Source organism: Caryophanon tenue, assembly GCF_001700315.1.
GTDB lineage: Bacteria > Bacillota > Bacilli > Bacillales_A > Planococcaceae > Caryophanon > Caryophanon tenue.
Map to the genome: position 1 here is coordinate 1 of NZ_MASJ01000019.1, position 20,979 is coordinate 20,979.

Genomic DNA, 20,979 nt, shown 5'->3' on the forward strand with positions numbered 1-20,979 from the left:
GTAGTTGGGGGTTTCCCCCTGTGAGAGTAGGACGTCGCTTCGCAAAAAATGAGATACGAATTTAGTTCGTGTCTCATTTTTCGTTTGTTTATTCTTTTCATTGGATAAACCTTGAGACATACAACAGGGAAAAGGACTAGCATTTTGCTAGTCCTTTTCTTTTTGTCATATTTAAAAGTTCGTATATAATGGATGAAATTCAACAAAAGTGAAAGAATATTTATCTTGTCTATTCATTTATCAAACAAGCGCGAAAAGTTGCAATACTCTTTCTTTTTTTACGTTCTTGACACTGACCTTTGTCATTGTTAATCTTACAATAATATTCTTTTAAATAGGAGGAATTTTTCGAAATGTGGGAAACAAAATTTGCTAAAGAGGGTTTAACTTTTGATGACGTGCTATTAGTACCAGCACACTCTGAGGTGTTACCAAAAGAAGTTGATCTATCAGTACAGTTAACAGAGACAATCAAATTAAACATTCCGATGATCAGCGCGGGGATGGATACAGTAACAGAAGCAAAGATGGCAATTGCAATGGCACGTCAAGGCGGTTTAGGTATCATTCACAAAAACATGAGCATTGAACAACAAGCTGAGGAAGTTGAAAAAGTTAAGCGTTCAGAAAATGGCGTAATTACAAACCCATTCTTCTTAACACCAGAGCATCAAGTATTTGACGCTGAGCATTTAATGGGTAAATATCGCATTTCGGGTGTTCCTATCGTAAATACAATGGAAGAGCAAAAGTTAGTGGGGATTATTACAAACCGTGACTTACGCTTCATTGAAGATTATTCATTAAAAATTGATGATGTAATGACGAAAGAAGATTTAATTACAGCTCCTGAAGGTACGACATTAGAAGAAGCTGAAAAGTTATTACAAAAACATAAAATCGAGAAGTTACCAATCGTTGACCAAGATGGTAAATTATCAGGTTTAATTACAATTAAAGATATTGAAAAAGTAATCGAGTTCCCGAACGCTGCAAAAGATGACCACGGTCGTTTATTAGTAGGTGCAGCAGTTGGTGTATCAAAAGACACAATGCCTCGTATTGCGAAGTTAGTAGAAGCACAAGTAGACATTATCGTTATTGATACAGCACACGGTCATTCACAAGGCGTATTAAACACAATTAAAGATATTCGCACAGCTTACCCAGCATTATCAATCATCGCTGGTAACGTAGCAACTGCAGATGGTGCTCGTGCATTATTTGAAGCTGGTGCAGACGTTGTTAAAGTTGGTATTGGTCCTGGTTCAATTTGTACAACACGTGTTGTTGCAGGTGTTGGTGTTCCACAAATTACAGCAGTATACGATGCAGCATCAGTTGCACGTGAATTAGGAAAAACAATTATCGCTGATGGTGGTATTAAATACTCAGGCGATATCGTAAAAGCATTAGCAGCAGGTGGTCACGTAGTAATGCTTGGTTCATTACTTGCAGGTACTTCTGAATCTCCTGGAGACACAGAAATTTTCCAAGGTCGTCGTTTCAAAGTATATCGCGGTATGGGTTCTCTTGGCGCAATGGAAAAAGGTTCAAAAGACCGTTACTTCCAAGAAGACGCGAAGAAATTAGTACCTGAAGGAATTGAAGGTCGTCTTCCTTACAAAGGTCCTTTAGCAGACACAATTCATCAATTAGTTGGTGGTGTACGTGCTGGTATGGGTTACTGTGGTGCAGCTAACTTAGAATTTTTACGTGAGCAATCACAATTTATCCGTATGACAGGCGCAGGCTTACGTGAGTCACATCCACATGATGTACAAATCACAAAAGAAGCACCAAACTACTCAATGTAATACAAGAACTTTTAACACTGCATTTCGTCCAATAAGACGAAATGCAGTGTTTTTTATGTTTCTAAACAAACAGGATAGAAATATGTTAAAATGGCTGAAGAAAAAGATATGTATGGAGGGAAATGAGTAGTGAAAACGAGAAGGAATGCAGTATGGTTTAAAATCCTTCTAATTCCTATGTTACTATTAAGCTTATTTGTGCAACCCGCAACTAAGACGCAAGCAGCAACGGATTTAGGATTAACAGTAGATGCAGCTATTTTAATTGACGCATCGACAGGTAAGATTTTGTATGAACAAAACGGGTATGAGTCATTAGGCGTAGCGAGTATGTCGAAAATGATTACCGAATATATTTTATTAGATGCCATTAAAGCTGGTGACATTTCTTGGGACCAGAAGTATCAAGTGACGGATTATACGTATGCAATTTCACAAAAACGTGCATTAAGTAATGTACCGTTACGTGAAGATGGCTCGTATACAATTCGTGAGTTATATGAGGCAATGGCAATTTACTCTGCGAATGCAGCGACAGTAGCGATTGCAGAAACAATTGCAGGCTCTGAAAAAGCATTTTTAGAGTTAATGGGCAAAAAAGTAGAATCGCTTGGGATTACAGATTATACATTTGTAAACTCGACTGGTTTAAATAATAAAGATTTACAAGGCTATCACCCAGAAGGTACAGCTGAAGATGGCGAAAACATGATGTCAGCTGCATCAATTGCATTAATTGCCTATCATTTATTAAAAGAGCATCCAGATGTATTAGATACAGCGAAAGTTACCGAGAAAACATTCCGTGAAGGTACAAGCGATGCGATTGTAATGAAAAACTGGAACTTCATGTTACCAGGGCTTATTTATGAATACGAAGGCGTAGACGGCTTAAAAACAGGTACAACAGACTTTGCAGGTCATTCCTTTACAGGGACGGCTGTACGCAATGACCAACGTTTAATCGCAGTTGTGATGAAAGCTGTGGATGCGAATGGTGAGGGGTCGTATAAGGCACGTTTTGACGCAACGAAAAAGCTATTTGATTACGGCTTTACACAGTTTAGCGAACAAGAAGTATTACCAGCTGGATTTGTTGTAGAGGGTAATGAGTCAATTGACGTGATTAAAGGGAAAGCTGATACAGTGAATATCGCAACGGCAGAAGCGATTTCATTAATGACAACAAAAGACGATGTTGCCAAATTTACACCGACATTATTTTTAGATGAAGAAGCGCTAGAAGCTGGTGTCGAAAAGGGCACAGTAGTCGGGAAAATTGTATTAGAGCATGCTGAAGGTAAGGATTATGGCTTTATTGAAGGCGGCGACTTAACAGTTGATGTTGTCACGACCGAGAATGTTGAACGTGCAGGCGGTATTTCGTTATTCTTTGCAGGTGTCGGCAGCTTTTTTAAAAACTTATGGGGTGGCGTTACAGACTTCGTAGGCGGTATCTTTTAACATGTAAAAAAAGAGTGGACCAATTATGGTTCACTCTTTTTGTATATGTAGACTATGCATTAATGCATCAACAGCTTCTTCAATCTTGTTTTCCTCTAAATCGCCGAAGCCAAGGAGAAGCGCAGGTGAGCTATACGGAATCGGTGAAACAAAATAGTCACTGCGCGCGAATACTTGAATTTGAGCATCATCAGCAAATTGCTTCAGCTGTTGCTCAGTATAGCGGCTTCTGAGGCAAATTAAAATATGCATGCCTGCTTGGTCGCCAAATACCGTTACGGCATGCCCATACGGCTGTAATGCATGAATTAGGCGGTCGTGCTTTTTACGGTATAGTTTACGCATGCGGTTTAGATGGCGTGCAAAATGTCCATGTTGCATGAATCGTGCTAAAATATGCTGGTCAAAACGTGGTACTGTACAGCTATAGTAGTTGAATAGTTGACGATATGTTTGCAGTAACGAAGGTGGTAATACGACATAGGCAACGCGTAGCGACGGCATTAATGATTTGGTAAATGTACTTAAATAAATAACTTTATTATTCTGGTCTAATCCGTAGAGCGCTGGTATTGGTTTTCCAATATAACGAAACTCACTATCATAATCATCTTCAATAATATATCGGTATTGTTTTTCGTTTGCCCACTTTAATAATTTTGTCCGTCGATTGACCGATAAGACAGCACCAGTCGGGAATTGATGAGACGGTGTAACATATACGACGTTAGCATCGCTGTTTGTAAGTTCATCAACGCGTAAGCCTTCTTCATCCACATGAATGGGAATAATATGCTCTAAATGAATGCGTGGAATCGCTGAATAGCCTGGATTTTCAATTGCAAACTGCGCGTCATCACCGAGCAGACGCATAATAATTGGAAGAAGCTGTTCAGTACCAGAGCCGATGACGATTTGTGCAGGGTCACAATGAATGCCACGTGATTGGTATAAATATTGTGCAATTTCAACACGTAGTGCATACTCGCCTTGAGGGTCACCGAGCGATAAAAGTTCCTTTGATGATTCATCAAAAATGTCTTTTGCATATTTTCGCCACGCTGTGAACGGAAAATGATTGCTATCGATTTTACCTGGATGGAAGGAGTAGCGCCATGTTTGCTGTTGTGGTGGTGCTGTTACAGGCTGGGGTACAAGTTTCGTAATAATCGGTAAGCTTTCTAAATCTTCCACAAAGAAGCCAACACGCGGTTTTGTACTAATATAGCCCTCTGCAAGTAGTTGCCCGTATGCTAGCTCTATCGTCGTTTGACTAATTGCTAAAAAATCAGCGAGTTTTCGCTTTGATGGTAGCTTTGAGCCGAGCGGTATTTTCTGTTCGATAATGGCGTGCTTAATTGCTTCATACAGCTGTTCATATAGTGGAGTAGCTGCCGTTTTGTCGAGCTGAAATAACAGTAAATCCAACATCATCACATCCCTTTTTTTGTGTTGAATGTATCATACTATATTTCACGACAAATTCTTGAATGTTCTCGTGAAATTGTTGCAAAATAAATGTGGATGTTGTACAGTATGATTAAATTTTATAATCAATTACGATGATAGGAAGTAGTAGCAAGCACGTTTTTTTTAGAGAGTCAGCGGGTGGTGGAAGCTGATAAAAGCACTTGTGAATCCGTCCTTGAGTAGCGATATCGAACTAATAGTAGATATTTGCCGGTTGAAAAGCCGTTATACGATAGAAGAGGTTTAGGCATTCGTGTCTAAACAATTAGGGTGGCAACGCGGGTAGCTCTCGTCCCTTTTTAGGGGACGGGAGCTTTTTGTGTTTTTCTATAGAAATATAGTAAAATAAACTTTGTGTATATTATCGTAAAATATTGTTTAGGAGGATGAAATATTATGCTAGATATTAAACGCGTAAGAGAAAACTATGAAGAAGTAAAACGAGTGTTGTTGACACGAAATGAGGACTTAGGGAACTTTGATCAATTCGAGGAGCTAGATGCACGTCGTCGTGAGTTAATCGCGAAAACAGAAGTGTTAAAAGCAGAGCGTAATAAAGTGTCAGAGCAGATTTCTGTCATGAAGCGTAACAAAGAGGATGCAACAGAAGTAATCGCACGTATGCGTCAAGTTGGCGATGACATTAAAGCGTTAGATGCAGAGCTAAATGAGGTAGAAGATAACTTCAAATATATGATGATGCGTTTACCAAATATTCCACATGAATCAGTGCCAGTTGGTGATGACGAGGATGCAAACGTAGAAGAATATACATGGGGAGAATTGCCACAGTTTGACTTCGACGTACAAGCACATTGGGATTTAGTGGCGAACTTAAACATTGTTGACTTTGAGCGCGGTGCAAAAGTAGCGGGTAGCCGTTTCTTATTCTATAAAGGATTAGGGGCACGTTTAGAGCGCGCATTAATTAACTTTATGATGGATTTACACGCAGATGAGCATGGCTATACAGAAATGTTACCGCCACAAATCGTTAACCGTGATTCTTTAACAGGTACTGGTCAATTACCGAAGTTTGAAGAAGATGTCTTTAAAATTGTACGTGATGAGGATGAAATGGACTTCTTCTTAATTCCAACAGCAGAAGTACCAGTCACAAACTATTACCGTGACGAAATTTTATCAGTAGACCAATTACCACAAGCATTTGCGGCATACTCTGCAAACTTCCGCTCTGAAGCAGGTTCAGCTGGTCGTGATACACGTGGTTTAATTCGTCAGCACCAGTTTAACAAAGTGGAATTAGTGCGCTTTGTTAAACCAGAAGATTCTTATGAGCAATTAGAGTTATTAACAGGCCACGCGGAAAAGGTATTACAATTACTTGAATTACCGTACCGTAAATTAAAAATGTGTACAGCTGATTTAGGCTTTACAGCTGCGAAGAAATACGATTTAGAAGTATGGATTCCAGCGCAAAATATGTACCGTGAAATTTCTTCTTGTTCAAACTTTGAAGATTTCCAAGCGCGTCGTGCCAATATTCGTTTCCGTCGTGAAGCAAATGGTAAGCCAGAATACGTACACACATTAAACGGTTCAGGTTTAGCGATTGGTCGTACAGTAGCAGCAATTATCGAAAACTATCAACAAGCAGATGGCAGCATTAAAGTACCAGCTGTGTTAGTGCCATATATGGGCGGCATTGAAGTTATCGAAGCAAAATAATACATGTCGTAATGGAAGCTATCTCACAGCTGTGAGATGGCTTTTTCCCTATCCACAAGTTATCCACAAATGAGGAGTGTTGACCGATGGAGTATGTACAGTTTCACAAAATCCCAGAAAAATATATGGCGAGCTTACAGCGTGTACATGAAAATGTATTTGGTGAGCCGTTATCGCCGTCAAAGCTTCAGGACCGTCCACAGTTTTTAGCGCTGTTAGCGATTGAACATGAGCAAGTTGTGGCGTTTAAGTTCGGCTATGAGGTAGAACAAGGTATTTTTTATAGCTGGTTAGGTGGCGTAGACCCTACGTACCGTAGACAGGGAATTGCCATTCAGTTAATGAATATGCAACACAGTATTTTAACATCGCTTGGATACGAAGCGGTACGTACGTATTCACGAAATGAGCGTAAGGAAATGCTAATCGTAAATTTAAAGTCAGGCTTTGATATTGTTGATACGTTTACAGACCATAAAGGGCGTCACAAAATAGTGTTAGAGAAATGCTTGAAGAAGGTGGAGAGTTAGATGAAAACGATTGTTTATGCCAACATATACACAGCTAATCCACAAATGCCACAAGCAACAGCGATGATGGTAGAAGACGGATATATCACATGGATTGGTAAGAGAGAAGAAATCACAGCAACTGATGCGGTCATTATCGACGAATCAGCGCGTTATATTGTGCCTGGCTTTATTGAAGCACATATGCATCCGATACTGCTTGCACAGCTTGTTGGAAAAGTTGTTTGTCTTCCGCCTGCTGTGTCCTCGATTGATGAAATTATCGCGGCATTACGTGCATATGAGCCGAAAAATGGCTGGTATGAAGGGTGGGGCTTCGATGAGGGGAAAACTGTGGATAAACGTATGTTAACACGTGCTGATTTAGATGCTGTTTCAACGGAAAAACCAGTCGTTGTCATTCGCTCTTGTACGCACTTAATTTCAGTGAATAGTAAAGCGCTTGAAATCGCTGGTATTACTAGGGATACAGCGAATCCTGAAGGCGGTGAAATTGACCGTGATGCGCACGGTGAACCGACCGGAATTTTACGTGAAAATGCACGTCATTTAGTGCTGCAATATATGCCTGTGGATAGTGAGGCAGAAACTGTGGATAAGTTGTTAGAATTGTCGAAAACTTTAGCTTCTTATGGCGTAACAAGCTTAACGGAAATGATGGCAACACATGAACCATTTGACCATTTAACATTGCTGCAAAAAGCAGCTGAAAAAGGTTTTGCTCAGCAAGTCGCCTTGTATTATTTATGGCAAGAAAGTGCGTCAAAAACGAATATTTTAGCAGCCGAAAACTTATGCACAGCTGCGCAAATGTTCGTCGCGGGTATTAAGCTGTTTGCGGACGGTAGTGTGTCGGGGAAAACAGCGTATGTATACGAGCCATTTCTTCAGAGTGACGGAACGGGCATTGTAACAACGACGCCAACCGTTATACAGCAAGCGGTAGATGTAGCACGACAAAAAGGCATTCAGTTGGCGGTTCATGCGATGGGAGACCGTGCTATCGACCTCGTTGTGGATAGTGTTGTGGATAATGAACATTGGCTTGGTGATGTACCGGCGATTCGTATTGAACATGCGACAATGCCATCTGAAAAAGCATTGGCACTTGCTGCCACACATCAAATTGGCTTTGTGCCACAGCCGATTTTCTTGTTTTCGGAAGTAGAGAGTTATGTGGATAACTTGGGGATAGAAAAAACACAGCAATTATATGCGGTGAAATCATTTTTAGCGCATCAAATTCCAACGGCTTTGTCGTCGGATGCACCGGCAACGTCTTGGGCAGAAGCCGCGAATCCATTTGTCACGATGCATGCAGCAGTAAATCGTGTGTCGTATGACGGGGTTGATTTAGGACAGCAACAGCGTATTACTGTAAAGGAAGCGGTCGATTTATATACGAGAGAAGCACAGCGCCTTACACGTATTGCACAAGTTGGTCAATTGAAGGAAGGCTATCGTGCGGATTATGTTGTGTTAGCAGATGATATTTTTACGATGCCAACAGAAGTGCTTTTACATGTAAAGCCGCTTGCGACATATAAAGATGGCGTGTGTATTTATACGAGAGAATAGAGGCGAACAATTTACGGGTGTGTCAGCTATAGACAGTAACTTCTAGAGTAGAAAAGAGGTAGGAGACATGACAAAATTTCTCCTACCTCTTTGTTTTACCTCAAACTTCTTCTTGCTGTTCCGCTAATTTCCGTGCGAGCTTTTCGGCTTTTTTACGAGCGCGTAGCTCTTGGAAAAAGCGTGTTAAAATACTGCCACATTCATCCGCGAGAACGCCTTCTGTTACGTGACATTCATGATTGAAGCGGCTATCGTTTAAGAGGCGGTAAAGCGAATCAACACATCCTGCTTTGATGTCCCGTGCACCATAGATGACGTTAGGTACGCGTGATTGTAAAATGGCGCCTGCGCACATTGGACAGGGCTCCAATGTGACATAGAGCGTTGTGTCTTCTAAGCGCCAGCTGCCGATTTTGTCACATGCTTGCTGAATCGCCATGAGTTCTGCGTGCGTTGTAGCGTTTTGTGTTGTTTCACGTAAATTGTGGGCACGACCGATAATTTCGCCTTCATATACAATAACCGCACCAATCGGCACTTCGCCAAGCGCATATGCTTTTTCCGCTTCTTTTAATGCTTCATTCATAAAATGGTGATGTTCGTTCATATTTATTTACACTCCTTATTCGTTCTTAGTGTAGCATGTTCATCATTTTTTCACGAATTGAAAAATGGTGATAGTAGTTACTGTTTTTCGATAGGTGGCTGTGATAGAATTAAGGGCATTGACTATACTAGAGGTAAAGGAGGACTTCTTGTGACAGTTCCGTTTGTTACAGTAGAAGGTCCAATCGGTGTCGGAAAAACCTCGCTTTCGAGCATGATTGCCGACACATTTCAGTACCATTTACTAAAAGAAATTGTAGATGAAAATCCGTTTTTAGGAAAGTTTTATGACAACATTGAAGAGTGGAGCTTCCAAACCGAAATGTTCTTCCTTTGTAACCGTTATAAACAATTAACGGATATCCATGCGATTTTAGATCAGCAGCGCGCAGTGGTTGCTGACTATCATATTTTTAAAAATTTAATTTTTGCGAAACGCACACTTCAAGCTTCGGAGTATGACAAATATGATGCCATTTACAACATTTTGACGGCGGATATGCCGGTGCCGAATGTTGTTATTTATTTGCATGCAAGCGTTGATACGTTAATGAGTCGTATTGCGATGCGTGGGCGTGAATTTGAGCGTTTAATTGCACGTGATTATATGGAGCAATTAGTGAGCGACTATCATATTTTTATCGAACGGTTTGAACAGCAACACCCTGAAATCCCTGTTATTCGCATTAACGGTGATGACTTTGATTTTGTGAAAAATCCTGATGATTTGCAAAAGGTGTTAGCAACGATTTCGGACACATTAATGAAAAGGAGCATTATCGGCTAATGAATTTACGAGAGAAATATAACATCCCAGCAAATGCCGTAATTACGATTGCAGGGACAGTAGGCGTTGGGAAATCAACGATGACAAAGGCGCTTGCGGGAGCATTAAACTTCCGTACATCTTATGAAAAGGTAGACACAAACCCTTACTTAGATAAGTTTTATGAGGATTTTGAAAAATGGAGCTTCCATTTACAAGTGTACTTTTTAGCAGAGCGTTTTAAAGAGCAGAAGCGTATTTTTGAATATGGTGGCGGCTTTATTCAAGACCGTTCGATTTATGAAGATACGGGGATTTTTGCGAAAATGCATTATGATAAAGGCACAATGGACCCAGTCGATTATGAAACATATACAAATTTATTTGATGCGATGGTGATGACACCGTACTTCCCACACCCAACATTACTTGTATACTTAGAAGGTCCAGCTGACGACGTGATTGGACGTATTCAAGAGCGTGGTCGTGAAATGGAGCAACAAACACCACATGACTATTGGTACGAGATGCACGGGCGCTATGAAAACTGGATTAATGATTTCAATGCTTGTCCGGTACTACGTTTAGATATTAATGATTACGATTTAATGAAAAACCCAGAGCAAATCGAGCAAATTGTTGAACGTATTGGGTATATGATTCAGCAAACAAGTCATTACCAAAAATTTTAATTTAACACGTGCTTCATAAAGTATCGCTATAATAAAAGTAAAATGATAAAGCAGGTGACAATATGCGTGTAGCAATTTATTGTGGCTCACAAATGGGTAAGAAGGATATTTATCAACAAACAGCAATAGCCGTTGGACAAACATTAGCGCAACATGGTCATAGTATTGTGTATGGTGGCTCGAAAATTGGCTTAATGGGTTTACTTGCGAATGCGGCACTTGCACATAATGGTGAAGTGATTGGTGTGATGCCAACACATTTACAGCAGCGTGAACTTGCACATATAGGGTTAACCGAAATGCATTTGGTGGATTCAATGCATACGCGCAAGGCGAAGATGATTGAGCTTGCCGATGCACTTGTAGCACTTCCTGGTGGATGTGGCACAATGGATGAGTATTTTGAAGCTTTTACATGGGCACAAATTGATTTACATCAAAAGCCTGTTATTTTACTAAATGTGGACGGCTTTTATGATGCGTTAATTATGCATTTTGAGAAAATGATGAGCGAGGGCTTTATTCGTGAAGACCAGCATCATTTATTGCATGTGGTGACAACACCGCAACAATTACTCGAACTATTACAACCACAGCAAATTGCATAATGAAAAACCGCTTCTTTTGCCTAGAAGCGGTTTTTTTATGATAGTAATAAGCTAATGGCGAGTATAATGGTCGCCACTCATAATGTAAGACTTGTGATAACGGGTGTCATGTTATACATTTCGCGAAACTGTGGAAACAAATGCTGCAGCGAAAAGTGGTGAGCTTGTGCGCGTGAATGCAGGTGAGACGTGTTGGATGTTCAAATGCTACATAAAATACAGCACAAGGAAAATGGGAAGCGCAATAATGAGCAATAAACCAAAGCTCCATAATACTTGTTGCTTTGCGGTCATATTTTTAGGGCGAATTGTATATTGGTCATAAAGCTGCTGCAGTGCATGTTGTTCTTTTTCGTAAAGCATTGCTTGAAAGGCTTCAAATTCAGGTAAAAAACTTTGTGGCGGAATTGGCGAGAAGCGCAGCGCACGAATATCATCAGTGACATCTTCGCCATCTAAAAAGTAACTTAGTGTAGGGGCAAGTCCTCCGTGTGTTTGCGCGGTTACGGTATATTCCCCTTCTTTCAGTGAATACGTCGCTACTTGTTGTTCATCAATATGTTGGATTACAAGTCCGTTTTTAATCATATTCATCCCTCACTTTATACAGCCTTGTTTCAATAGTATAGCATCTTTAATGTATCTATAAAAAAGTGAAACATAAGCTTAACAATGCACTGTTATAGTGAAATTGTAGTGAACACCCACTAACATTTTTTCCTTTTAAGCTATCCGGACGGAGCCATCTTATCACTGCCTAGATAAGATGGCTTTTCTATCGATAAAAACAGAATAGAGGCGACGAATAGGCATATGTTTTTAGCACATTCTTTTTTATGATGGTTAAAAGGGGGAGAGCGAATGATTGAACGTTTACACAAGTTACCGACTACCGCATTATCAGATGCAACAGGTGGGTATACAAATGTTGAAGCTGCGATTAAACCATTATCACCACATTTTCATATTGCAGGTCGTGCTGTGACGGTACGTTTGCCAGATGGTGAAAATGGCGCAGTGTTAGAGGCAATTGCGAGCGCAATGCCAGGGGATATTTTAGTGATTGATGCGAAAGGAAATACGAACCGCGCAGTAGCCGGAGACTTTGTCATGCAATTAGCACAAGGTGTTGGGATACAAGGGTTTGTTGTGGATGGAGTTATTCGTGATAGTCTAGCCGCAATTGATATTGGTTTTGCTGTATTTTCAAAAGGAACGACAGTAGCAGCGGGGAATAAGCATGGCGGTGGGCATGTTAATGTACCGATTGCACTCGGTGGCGTAGCGGTTGCACCAGGGGATTATATTGTCGGAGATGCAGATGGTGTAATTGTCATTCCACAAGAAGATATTGAAAAGGTAATCGAAGCGGCTGAGCAAAAGGTTCAGAAAGACGAGCTACGTGAACAAGAGGCATTGCATGATGGTGAAACGTCTATCCGAGCATATTTACAAAAGGTCGTGAAATAAAAAAACGCAAAATCCATCGTCGGATTTTGCGTTTTTGTTTGATTATGCTTTTTGTGCAGCTGCTTTATGCTCTGCCATATATGCATCAAATTTCGCTTGGTCGAAGCGTTTTTCCCACTTAGACATAACAAATACTGATAATGTGTTGCCAACTACGTTTACAGCTGTACGAGCCATATCAAGAATACGGTCAATACCAGCGATGAACGCTAAACCTTCTAATGGAATACCTACAGAACCTAATGTTGCAAGTAATACTACGAATGATACGCCTGGTACACCCGCAATACCTTTAGAAGTAATCATTAATACTAAGATTAATGTGATTTGTTCCATGATTGATAAGTTAATACCATACATTTGTGCAATGAAGATTGCTGCGATTGCTTGGTAAAGTGTTGAACCATCAAGGTTGAATGAGTAACCTGTTGGAATTACGAACGATACGATGTCACGTGGACAACCCATTTGCTCTGTTTTATCCATTAAACGAGGTAATACTGTTTCAGAACTTGATGTTGAGAAGGCTAAAATCATTTCGTCTTTAATTACCTTAATTAATGAGAAAATGTTTAAACCAAAGATTTTTGCTGTAATGCCTAATACAACAATAACGAAGAAAATCATGGCGCCGTATACTACTAAAGCAAGCTTACCTAAAGGAATTAATGAGCTTAAACCGAACGTCGATACCGTTACAGCGATTAAACCGAATACCCCGATTGGTGCAAACTTCATTACAACGTTTGTTACCCAGAACATGGCGTCTGCAACACCTTGTGCGAGTGCAAGTACTGGTTTACCGCGCTCACCAATTGCTGCAACCCCTAAACCGAAGATTACTGAGAAGAAGATAATCGCTAACATATTACCTTCTGCCATCGCGCTTACAACGTTCGTTGGCACGATGTTAATGATCACATCAAATGGACCTTCGCTTTCTACAGCGTGTGCTGTATCAACGTATTTTGATACGTCCGTTTGTTGTAATTCATTCATGTTAATGCCAGCACCTGGTTGGAATACGTTTGCTGCAAGAATACCTACAACGATAGCGACTGTTGTAATAATCTCGAAGTAAATAATTGTTTTACCGCCTAAGCGCCCTAGCTGTTTCATGTCGCCTGTACCAGCAACACCAACGATTAATGTCGATACGATAATTGGTACAACAATCATTTTAATTAAGTTTAAAAAGATTGTACCAAGAGGTTGTAGATAAGTGGTTACGTTTTCATTTTGATAGAAAACAGCACCGACGATAACACCAAGAACAAGACCGATTAGAATTTGCCAAGCAAGACTAATTTTGAATTTCTTTTTCATGTCGTCATTTCCCCCAAACTATTCAATTTTTAGAATTTTAATAATAGATAAATTGTAAGGGGGTATGACAAAATCCTACAAAAAGTAATAAAAAAAAGCTTTAATTTATTTTTGATTGTGCATCAATAAACAATACTTGGATGAATTTTTTTAAATTCACTTTTACTTTTTGTTCTCTGTTTTCTTTTATTTGTGACATAAGTAAGCGAATTTCACTGAAATCGAAGTAACGCGGTGCATAATATTCAAATTCTGTACTAGTATAGTCAACAAGACCTAGGTTAGCTAAGTTGACCATAGCCGCAAAAATGGTACGACGAATGCGTTGTTCGATTGCTTTTGAATCCTTTAAAATGTCGGATTGTGATAGATTTTCGTCTTTTTGACGTGTTGCGACTTGTTCGTATAAATCGCGTAATGAAGGTAGTGGCGTCATCGTATCATGTGTTGTTTCTAAAATTTCCATCATATTTAAAATATCTTTACTACCGACTTCACCAATAATGCCTAAGTCATTTAAAATTGTTTGCACTTGATGCTTTAACGTCATACGCGGGGTAGGACGTTGTTGTTCGTCAATGCTTGTCAGCGATTGACGAATGACACGAAGTGATGTTTTTAAATGGAATTGTTCGTTCATCCGACGAAGTACAGATTCGACTTCTACTTTATTAATGGGCTTATGAATAAAAAAGTCGATACCGTGCTCGTACGCATCGCCGACCATATGTTTATTGACAACTTGTGAAATCATCACAACTTGTCCTTCAAAATGTGTTTTCTTTAATTGTTCTACGGTCGAAATACCATCGAGCTGAGGCATTAATAAATCAATTAATACAATATCAGGCTGAATCAGAACGATTTGTCCTAAAGCATCTTGACCGTTATCAGCTTCACCAATAACGGTACCAAGACCAGCATGTTCAATAATTTGTTGAAGCATTTTGCGTGTCGCGCGGTCATCATCAACGATATAATAGCGCATAAATTACTCCTCTTTCTTTATATATATTGTTGGTATAACAATTTTAAATTGTGTATTGCCAGCACGAGATGTTACGAAAATTTGGCCGTCCAAACGATGTAAAATTTCAGTTACATGAGATAAGCCAATACCTGTTGAAGCAACACCCTCTGTTGAAAACTTTGTCGTAAAGCCGGGTTCAAACATAATCGCTTGTACATCTTCTGCAATCCCAGGCCCATCATCCGTTACTGTAAATGTTGTTGTCTCCGGTGAAATAACTACATCAAGTGCAATGGTCCCACAATCAGAAATGGCTTCAATAGCATTCGATAATAAATTATTTAAAATTGCCATCATCGGTGTAATGCGAAGCATCGTCATATTTTTATTACTTGTTGTACGAATGGCGATATCTTTACTTAACAGAATGGCATGTTGCTGATTTGCTGTGCTTACAAAATGAAGCATATCATGCAACGTATAATGGGTGTGCTCTTTATGCATCATCATTTTTGTGATACCAGCAAAAATTCGTTCTGTATCTTTTTTTACCTCATGAATCTCCTGTGCTAATAATAATGCTTGTCGGCTTTCTGTGCCTAATTGTTTGTCTTGCAACAGGCGATACATTTCATAGCTTTTTCCGGTTAATTGCTCAATTTCATTCATCGCTTTTTGTAAATAAAGGGATTCCACATAAAGGCTAGAATCAAGCGATAGCATTTCTTCAATTTTCTTTTGTTGTGTATGAATGACCGTAGCGCTATAAATGCCGAGCACTGCAAAGGCACGACCTGAACAAATAACAACAATCATTAAAATTTGAGAAATTGTAAGTTTCGGATCCGCAAGCATCAAATAACCGATAAAATGTTCAATGATATTGCTGCTAATGTCTACAGCGGAAACGAGTAACCCGATAAAAAGAGGTTGCTGTTGTAAACGGTCAAACGGAATGAATTGTAAACAGATGCCAAAAAATAAATAGTAAATCCCGCTTGGAATGTAGTGAATAATCGCCTCTATAATCGGTATATCATCAATAAAAATTAAAAATGAGGCACGTGACACAACAATACTAACAGCAATTAAACATGCGGTAGGAATCGCTGGAATACGATGTATTAAAAGTAGCAATAAAAAAATGACGGGTCCTAAGCCAAAGCGTAAATGTCCTTCATGGAAAGGAATGAAATGGACTTGGCTAAAAACCGTCGTTAAAATAGCAGTAGCCATTACCCAAAAAAAGGTTTGATATTGTGGAGAATAGATTTTAAAGCGTTGCATCTACACACCTCCTCGAAAAAAATCATGAATTCACATACTCTATCATAATATAGTGTTGGCGAAAAGCATAAAAAAAATCCACTACCATGTAGTGGATGAATAAGTAAAATGGAGGAGGTAGAGGGATTCGAACCCCCGCGCGGTGTTACCCGCCTGTCGGTTTTCAAGACCGATCCCTTCAGCCAGACTTGGGTATACCTCCAAAATATAAGGTTGAATGCTTTCAACAAAAAATAATTTATCATGGATTGGTAAGTAGGTCAATAACTTTTGTAAAAAAATTTAACGATGGATTACATTTGAAGGAATATCGACAGACGTTGTCGTTCAATGTATGGCAGTAGTGCTGTTTATTATAAAATACGTGCATATAGCGCTCTGTAAATCGCGCGTATTTTATAGTTGGCAGACCCCATTCTTAAGCCTGTTAATATGTTATAAAATCTTGTCATTTATTTTTGGAAAATAATTTTAAGAAAAGTAGTGCGTTTTGTTGCAAAAAGACGGAGTGATTAGTATACTTATAAATGCCGTGCTAGGTGGGGAGGTAGCGGTGCCCTGTAACTTGCAATCCGCTCTAGCAAGACTGAATTCCTATTCGAGGCTGTCCGTATTGTTTGGTCTGCCTTCTGCACGTAGTGTTGACGACCGGGTCCTGCGCAATGGGACATTATGAACCATGTCAGGTCCGGAAGGAAGCAGCATTAAGTAATCCATCCCATGTGCCGTGGGGTTGCCTGGTCCGAGCTGGCGACAGGAGTAACGCTTATGTGCGGCTGTCAGAAATAGGTGCGCGGTATTAACCGTGAACATTCAAAAGCATCCATCGAATAGATGGGTGCTTTTTTTATTGTTATCCACAATAAAGGAGTCTCAATAATGCGTAAATTTGAAAAAGGTATCCACATTATTTGTTGGAGTCTGTTAATAACATTTGTATTGCGTCAATTTTGGAGCGCTTATCAACAGCCAGTGTGGACAATGTTTAACGTTGTGGATATCGCGGTATTTAGTGTCTCACTTTTAGGAGCGATGCCAGCATATCGCATTGTAAAGCGTTCGATGTTTGGTGGGCATGCATTATTTTCAAAAAAAGGATTGGCGAGCTTTTTAAATATCGATGAGCGAAAAGTAGAAACATGGCACTTGCCATCATTTTTGAATGGTGGAGATGTAACGTTAGATCGTCTGATTATTTTATGGTCATACAGCTTTTTATTATATTTTGCGACAAGCATTGATGGCTATCGACAATGGCTCGTATTTACAGACGGGGCGATTGAGACGCAAAAATTTTTAATCGGCATGTGTATAGTTGGTGTCATTAGCTTTATCGTATCATGGCTCTTTCGACTTCCTAGCCGTACGTAACAACTTCATATATAATAGATAGTATTGATTTTAACTAAGAGGGGAGAAAAAATCGTTGACGTATCAAGCATTTTATCGTGTGTATCGACCACAGTCATTCCGTGATATGTCTGGACAAACACATGTGAAACGAACATTGCAAAATGCTCTCCTAGCAAATAAAACAACGCATGCGTATTTATTTTCAGGCCCTCGTGGTACCGGAAAAACAAGTACGGCGAAAATTTTTGCGAAAGCATTAAACTGCGAGCAAGCACCGACAGATGAGCCATGTAATACATGTGCAACATGTATGAGCATTACAGAAGGGTCTCATACAGATGTCATCGAATTTGATGCGGCATCAAATTCACGTGTTGAAGAAATGCGTGAAATTATTGAGAAGGTGCGTTTTGCTCCAGCAAGCGCACGCTTTAAAGTGTATATTATTGATGAAGTCCACATGTTATCCACAAGTGCATTTAATGCGCTATTAAAAACATTAGAGGAACCTCCTTCACATGCCGTATTTATTTTAGCAACGACGGAACCACATAAACTACCGGCAACGATTATTTCACGTTGTCAGCGCTTCGATTTTAAGCGTTTATCGTCACAAGATATTTTAGAACGTATGCAAGTAGTCCTTGAAGATATTACGTTACCTTATGACGAAACAGCGCTAAAAATTATTGCGCAAGCAGCAGCAGGTGGTATGCGTGATGCATTAAGCTTACTAGACCAAGTCGTATCATTTAGCGGTGAAAAAGTGGAGCTTGAGGATGCATTACTTGTAACTGGTTCAATCGGGCAAGATGTGTTTTATGACATGACAGAGGCACTCCATCAAAAGGATATTGCAAGCGTTATGGCAACGTTAGAGCAACTCATTGCAGATGGAAAAGACCCTCTGCGTATTTCAGAGGATTTCATTACATTTTTCCGTGATTTATTGTTAATGCAAACAGGTGCACAGTTATATGACTTAATGGAGCTTATTACACCCGAGCCCAAGTTTGAACAATTAGCACAATCGTTTGCGCAGGATACGTTGTACCATTATATTGATGTACTTGCAAAAACACAGCAAGAGATGCGCTTTTCACATCACACGAAAATTTATTTAGAAACAGCGTTATTAAAAATGGCGCATGCACCGCAGCAAGTAGCAGGGAACACAGCGACAGTAGACCCATTGATGAACGACAAAGTCGCTCGTTTAGAACAACAAGTGCAGCAATTGATGCAGCAGCTTCAGCAAGGTGTGCCACTGCAGCAAAATACACCACAGCAAGCGCCACAACAGCGTCAAAAAGCGGCGAATGCAGCATATCGTGCGCCAGTCGGACGTATTACAGAAGTGTTAAAAGGTGCGACAAAAGACAATATCCAAACGATTAAAGCAAGCTGGGCACAAATTTTGCAACAGCTGCAAAAATCACATTCTGCACTTTTAGCAGAAGCTGAACCTGTAGCGGCATCTTCAAGTGCTTTTGTGGTAAAATTCAAGTATGATATTCATTGTCAAATGGTCGCAGATAATCATGCATTAGTAGCGATGATGACGCAACATTTAGCGGCGTTAAGTGGCATGAATGTAGAGATGTTATGTATTCCGAATGACCAATGGCTATCTGTTCGTGAAGCGTTTATTCGTGATAATGGCTTAACGAAAAAAGCACAAGATGACGAAGAGCAAGAACAACAGCCGCAGCCGTTTATTGATGACGAGACAAAAGTGGCATCACAAGAACCACATATCGTAGAAGCAGAAAACTTATTCGGAAAAGATTTCATCGAGATTGTTGAAGACTAAACTCAAAAAATGAGTGTTTCTTCTATATAATAGTGAAAAACACTTATCTATTTTAAAGGAGGCATTTTAATATGCGTGGAATGGGCAATATGCAAGGCATGATGAAAAAAATGCAAAAGATGCAAAAAGAAATGATGGAGGCACAAAACGCATTAAACGAGCAAGAGTTTGAAGGCGTTGCGGGCGGCGGTATGGTTACTGTTAAAATGAACGGTGAGCGTAAAGTGTTAGACGTAGTATTAGATGAGTCTGTAGTAGACCCTGAAGATATCGAAATGTTACAAGATTTAATTATTATCGCAACAAACGATGCACTGAAAAAAGTTGAAGATACAACAGCTTCAACAATGGGCAAATTCACACAAGGTATGAATTTACCATTCTAACTTGATTAAAGGAGGATGCAACTATGCATTATCCGGAACCAATATCGAAGCTAATTGAAAGCTTTATGAAATTACCAGGCATTGGGCCGAAAACTGCAGCTCGTCTGGCGTTTCATGTCTTAACGATGAAAGAAGATACGGTATTAACATTTTCAAAGGCACTGGTAGATGCAAAGCGTAACTTAGGTTATTGCTCTACGTGTGGTCATATTACAGATGTAGATCCATGTCATATTTGTGCAGATAAATCACGCGATGATTCGATGATTTGCGTTGTACAGGATACGAAAGATGTTATCGCGCTTGAAAAAATGCGTGATTACAACGGGAAGTATCATGTATTACACGGGGCAATCTCACCGATGGATGGCATTGGCCCAGAAGATATTAATGTATCGTCTTTATTAGTTCGTTTACAAGATGAAACGGTACAAGAGTTAATTTTAGCGACGAACCCTACAATTGAAGGTGAAGCAACGGCGATGTATATTTCGCGTCTTGTAAAGCCTTCAGGTATTCGTACGACACGTATTGCTCACGGACTACCAGTTGGTGGAGATTTAGAGTACGCGGATGAAGTAACGTTATCGAAGGCGTTGGAAGGTCGTCGCGAGCTATAAGAGAGGAACAATGTGATGTTTTTCCGAAAGCCTAAAATTAAAAAAGAATTTGACGACCAGCTTGTGCGTTTAATTAAAACGACAAAGGACGACTTTGAGCAATCAAAAGTGTTAGCGGAGCTTATTGATGATTTTGATGATGATATGCAAGCACGTATAAAGATGGCTGAAAGTATTCACTTTTATTTATTTAAGGAAGCAAGGCATCGTCGAGTTTTATTGAAGTGAATAATAACCCTCCTGTAAATCATGGGAGGGTTATTATATTGTGTAAAGTATTTTTACTTGTCTGGATTGTAAGATTGCCTCTAACACAGCCTTTTAAAAAAATGAAAACTTTTTTAGAAAAGTGATTGACGGATAATTAGAACGATGATAATATAAAGAAGTTGTCGCGAACGAAACAAATCGAATCGCTTCAACGAAAAAGAATTTTAAAAAAGTGTTGACACTTAATAAGTTAAGTGTTAATATAAATGGAGTCGCTAATGTGACTGCAACATGAACCTTGAAAACTGAACAACAAACGTTGAT

Annotated in this window: 20 protein-coding genes, 1 tRNA gene, 1 other RNA gene and 1 other annotated feature; of the genes, 15 read left to right on the forward strand and 7 right to left on the reverse strand. The window is 39.6% G+C overall.

All coding sequences use genetic code 11. The features are described 5' to 3' along the window. Nucleotides 1-353: 353 nt before the first annotated feature. A complete protein-coding gene (gene guaB, locus A6M13_RS09720) occupies nucleotides 354-1,817 on the forward strand; it encodes an IMP dehydrogenase (protein WP_066545417.1) in 1,464 nt (487 codons plus the stop codon). A 129-nt stretch (nucleotides 1,818-1,946) separates the two neighbouring features. Then, nucleotides 1,947-3,281, forward strand: a complete 1,335-nt coding sequence (locus A6M13_RS09725; RefSeq protein ID WP_245669284.1) for a D-alanyl-D-alanine carboxypeptidase family protein — start codon at nucleotides 1,947-1,949, stop codon at nucleotides 3,279-3,281. A 30-nt stretch (nucleotides 3,282-3,311) separates the two neighbouring features. On the opposite strand, the gene pdxR is transcribed toward A6M13_RS09725, so the two are convergent. Next, on the reverse strand, nucleotides 3,312-4,709 hold the full coding sequence (gene pdxR, locus A6M13_RS09730) for a MocR-like pyridoxine biosynthesis transcription factor PdxR (RefSeq protein WP_211270308.1): 1,398 nt from the start codon (nucleotides 4,707-4,709) through the stop codon (nucleotides 3,312-3,314). 125 nt (nucleotides 4,710-4,834) lie between these two features. Beyond that, nucleotides 4,835-5,051, forward strand: a binding site (T-box leader). Between the two features lie 96 nt (nucleotides 5,052-5,147). On the opposite strand from pdxR, the gene serS reads away from it, so the two are divergent. From serS to A6M13_RS09745, 3 genes are all read left to right on the forward strand, one after another. Continuing rightward, a complete protein-coding gene (serS, locus tag A6M13_RS09735) occupies nucleotides 5,148-6,440 on the forward strand; it encodes a serine--tRNA ligase (RefSeq protein WP_066545422.1) in 1,293 nt (430 codons plus the stop codon). A gap of 86 nt (nucleotides 6,441-6,526) precedes the next feature. After that, on the forward strand, nucleotides 6,527-6,970 hold the full coding sequence (locus A6M13_RS09740; protein WP_066545423.1) for a GNAT family N-acetyltransferase: 444 nt from the start codon (nucleotides 6,527-6,529) through the stop codon (nucleotides 6,968-6,970). Further along, a complete protein-coding gene (locus A6M13_RS09745) occupies nucleotides 6,971-8,548 on the forward strand; it encodes an amidohydrolase (protein WP_066545425.1) in 1,578 nt (525 codons plus the stop codon). It begins immediately after the preceding gene. 100 nt (nucleotides 8,549-8,648) lie between these two features. Here the strand turns inward: A6M13_RS09745 and tadA are convergent, their stop codons facing one another. Next, nucleotides 8,649-9,155, reverse strand: coding sequence for a tRNA adenosine(34) deaminase TadA (gene tadA / locus A6M13_RS09750; protein WP_066545427.1), 507 nt, complete (start codon nucleotides 9,153-9,155; stop codon nucleotides 8,649-8,651). Nucleotides 9,156-9,305: 150 nt separating this feature from the next. Here tadA and A6M13_RS09755 point away from each other — a divergent pair, with 150 nt between their 5' ends. From A6M13_RS09755 to A6M13_RS09765, 3 genes are all read left to right on the forward strand, one after another. Further along, nucleotides 9,306-9,941: a deoxynucleoside kinase gene (locus A6M13_RS09755; protein ID WP_066545429.1), complete on the forward strand. Its 636-nt coding sequence runs from the start codon at nucleotides 9,306-9,308 to the stop codon at nucleotides 9,939-9,941. Next, nucleotides 9,941-10,612 carry a deoxynucleoside kinase gene (locus A6M13_RS09760; RefSeq protein ID WP_066545431.1) on the forward strand — a complete coding sequence of 224 codons (672 nt, stop codon included), beginning with the start codon at nucleotides 9,941-9,943 and terminating at the stop codon, nucleotides 10,610-10,612. Before A6M13_RS09755 ends, A6M13_RS09760 begins: the two co-directional genes overlap by 1 nt. Nucleotides 10,613-10,674: 62 nt before the next feature. Then, nucleotides 10,675-11,220 carry an LOG family protein gene (locus tag A6M13_RS09765; RefSeq protein WP_066545439.1) on the forward strand — a complete coding sequence of 182 codons (546 nt, stop codon included), beginning with the start codon at nucleotides 10,675-10,677 and terminating at the stop codon, nucleotides 11,218-11,220. Nucleotides 11,221-11,427: 207 nt separating this feature from the next. Here A6M13_RS09765 and A6M13_RS09770 read toward each other — a convergent pair whose 3' ends face one another. Continuing rightward, nucleotides 11,428-11,808: a hypothetical protein gene (locus tag A6M13_RS09770; RefSeq protein WP_066545441.1), complete on the reverse strand. Its 381-nt coding sequence runs from the start codon at nucleotides 11,806-11,808 to the stop codon at nucleotides 11,428-11,430. A 273-nt stretch (nucleotides 11,809-12,081) separates the two neighbouring features. Here A6M13_RS09770 and A6M13_RS09775 point away from each other — a divergent pair, with 273 nt between their 5' ends. Then, a complete protein-coding gene (locus A6M13_RS09775; protein ID WP_066545443.1) occupies nucleotides 12,082-12,690 on the forward strand; it encodes an RraA family protein in 609 nt (202 codons plus the stop codon). A 42-nt stretch (nucleotides 12,691-12,732) separates the two neighbouring features. Here A6M13_RS09775 and A6M13_RS09780 read toward each other — a convergent pair whose 3' ends face one another. The 4 genes from A6M13_RS09780 to A6M13_RS09795 form a co-directional block, all read right to left on the reverse strand. Next, complete coding sequence (locus tag A6M13_RS09780) at nucleotides 12,733-14,016, reverse strand: cation:dicarboxylate symporter family transporter (protein WP_066545446.1); 1,284 nt, start codon at nucleotides 14,014-14,016, stop codon at nucleotides 12,733-12,735. Between the two features lie 100 nt (nucleotides 14,017-14,116). Continuing rightward, complete coding sequence (locus A6M13_RS09785) at nucleotides 14,117-15,004, reverse strand: DNA-binding domain-containing protein (protein WP_066545449.1); 888 nt, start codon at nucleotides 15,002-15,004, stop codon at nucleotides 14,117-14,119. A gap of 3 nt (nucleotides 15,005-15,007) precedes the next feature. Continuing rightward, a complete protein-coding gene (locus A6M13_RS09790; RefSeq protein ID WP_066545451.1) occupies nucleotides 15,008-16,273 on the reverse strand; it encodes an ATP-binding protein in 1,266 nt (421 codons plus the stop codon). A gap of 109 nt (nucleotides 16,274-16,382) precedes the next feature. Then, nucleotides 16,383-16,475, reverse strand: a tRNA-Ser gene (locus A6M13_RS09795). Between the two features lie 328 nt (nucleotides 16,476-16,803). Between A6M13_RS09795 and ffs the strand changes: the two genes are divergently transcribed. From ffs to A6M13_RS09825, 6 genes are all read left to right on the forward strand, one after another. Continuing rightward, nucleotides 16,804-17,070: signal recognition particle sRNA large type (gene ffs / locus A6M13_RS09800), an RNA gene on the forward strand. 82 nt (nucleotides 17,071-17,152) lie between these two features. Continuing rightward, a complete protein-coding gene (locus A6M13_RS09805) occupies nucleotides 17,153-17,644 on the forward strand; it encodes a hypothetical protein (protein ID WP_066545453.1) in 492 nt (163 codons plus the stop codon). A gap of 55 nt (nucleotides 17,645-17,699) precedes the next feature. Further along, nucleotides 17,700-19,439, forward strand: coding sequence for a DNA polymerase III subunit gamma/tau (dnaX, locus tag A6M13_RS09810; RefSeq protein WP_066545455.1), 1,740 nt, complete (start codon nucleotides 17,700-17,702; stop codon nucleotides 19,437-19,439). A gap of 71 nt (nucleotides 19,440-19,510) precedes the next feature. Beyond that, nucleotides 19,511-19,825: a YbaB/EbfC family nucleoid-associated protein gene (locus A6M13_RS09815; RefSeq protein ID WP_066545458.1), complete on the forward strand. Its 315-nt coding sequence runs from the start codon at nucleotides 19,511-19,513 to the stop codon at nucleotides 19,823-19,825. 23 nt (nucleotides 19,826-19,848) lie between these two features. After that, complete coding sequence (gene recR / locus A6M13_RS09820; RefSeq protein WP_066545460.1) at nucleotides 19,849-20,445, forward strand: recombination mediator RecR; 597 nt, start codon at nucleotides 19,849-19,851, stop codon at nucleotides 20,443-20,445. A gap of 15 nt (nucleotides 20,446-20,460) precedes the next feature. Further along, on the forward strand, nucleotides 20,461-20,673 hold the full coding sequence (locus A6M13_RS09825) for a YaaL family protein (protein WP_066545462.1): 213 nt from the start codon (nucleotides 20,461-20,463) through the stop codon (nucleotides 20,671-20,673). Nucleotides 20,674-20,979: the final 306 nt, after the last annotated feature.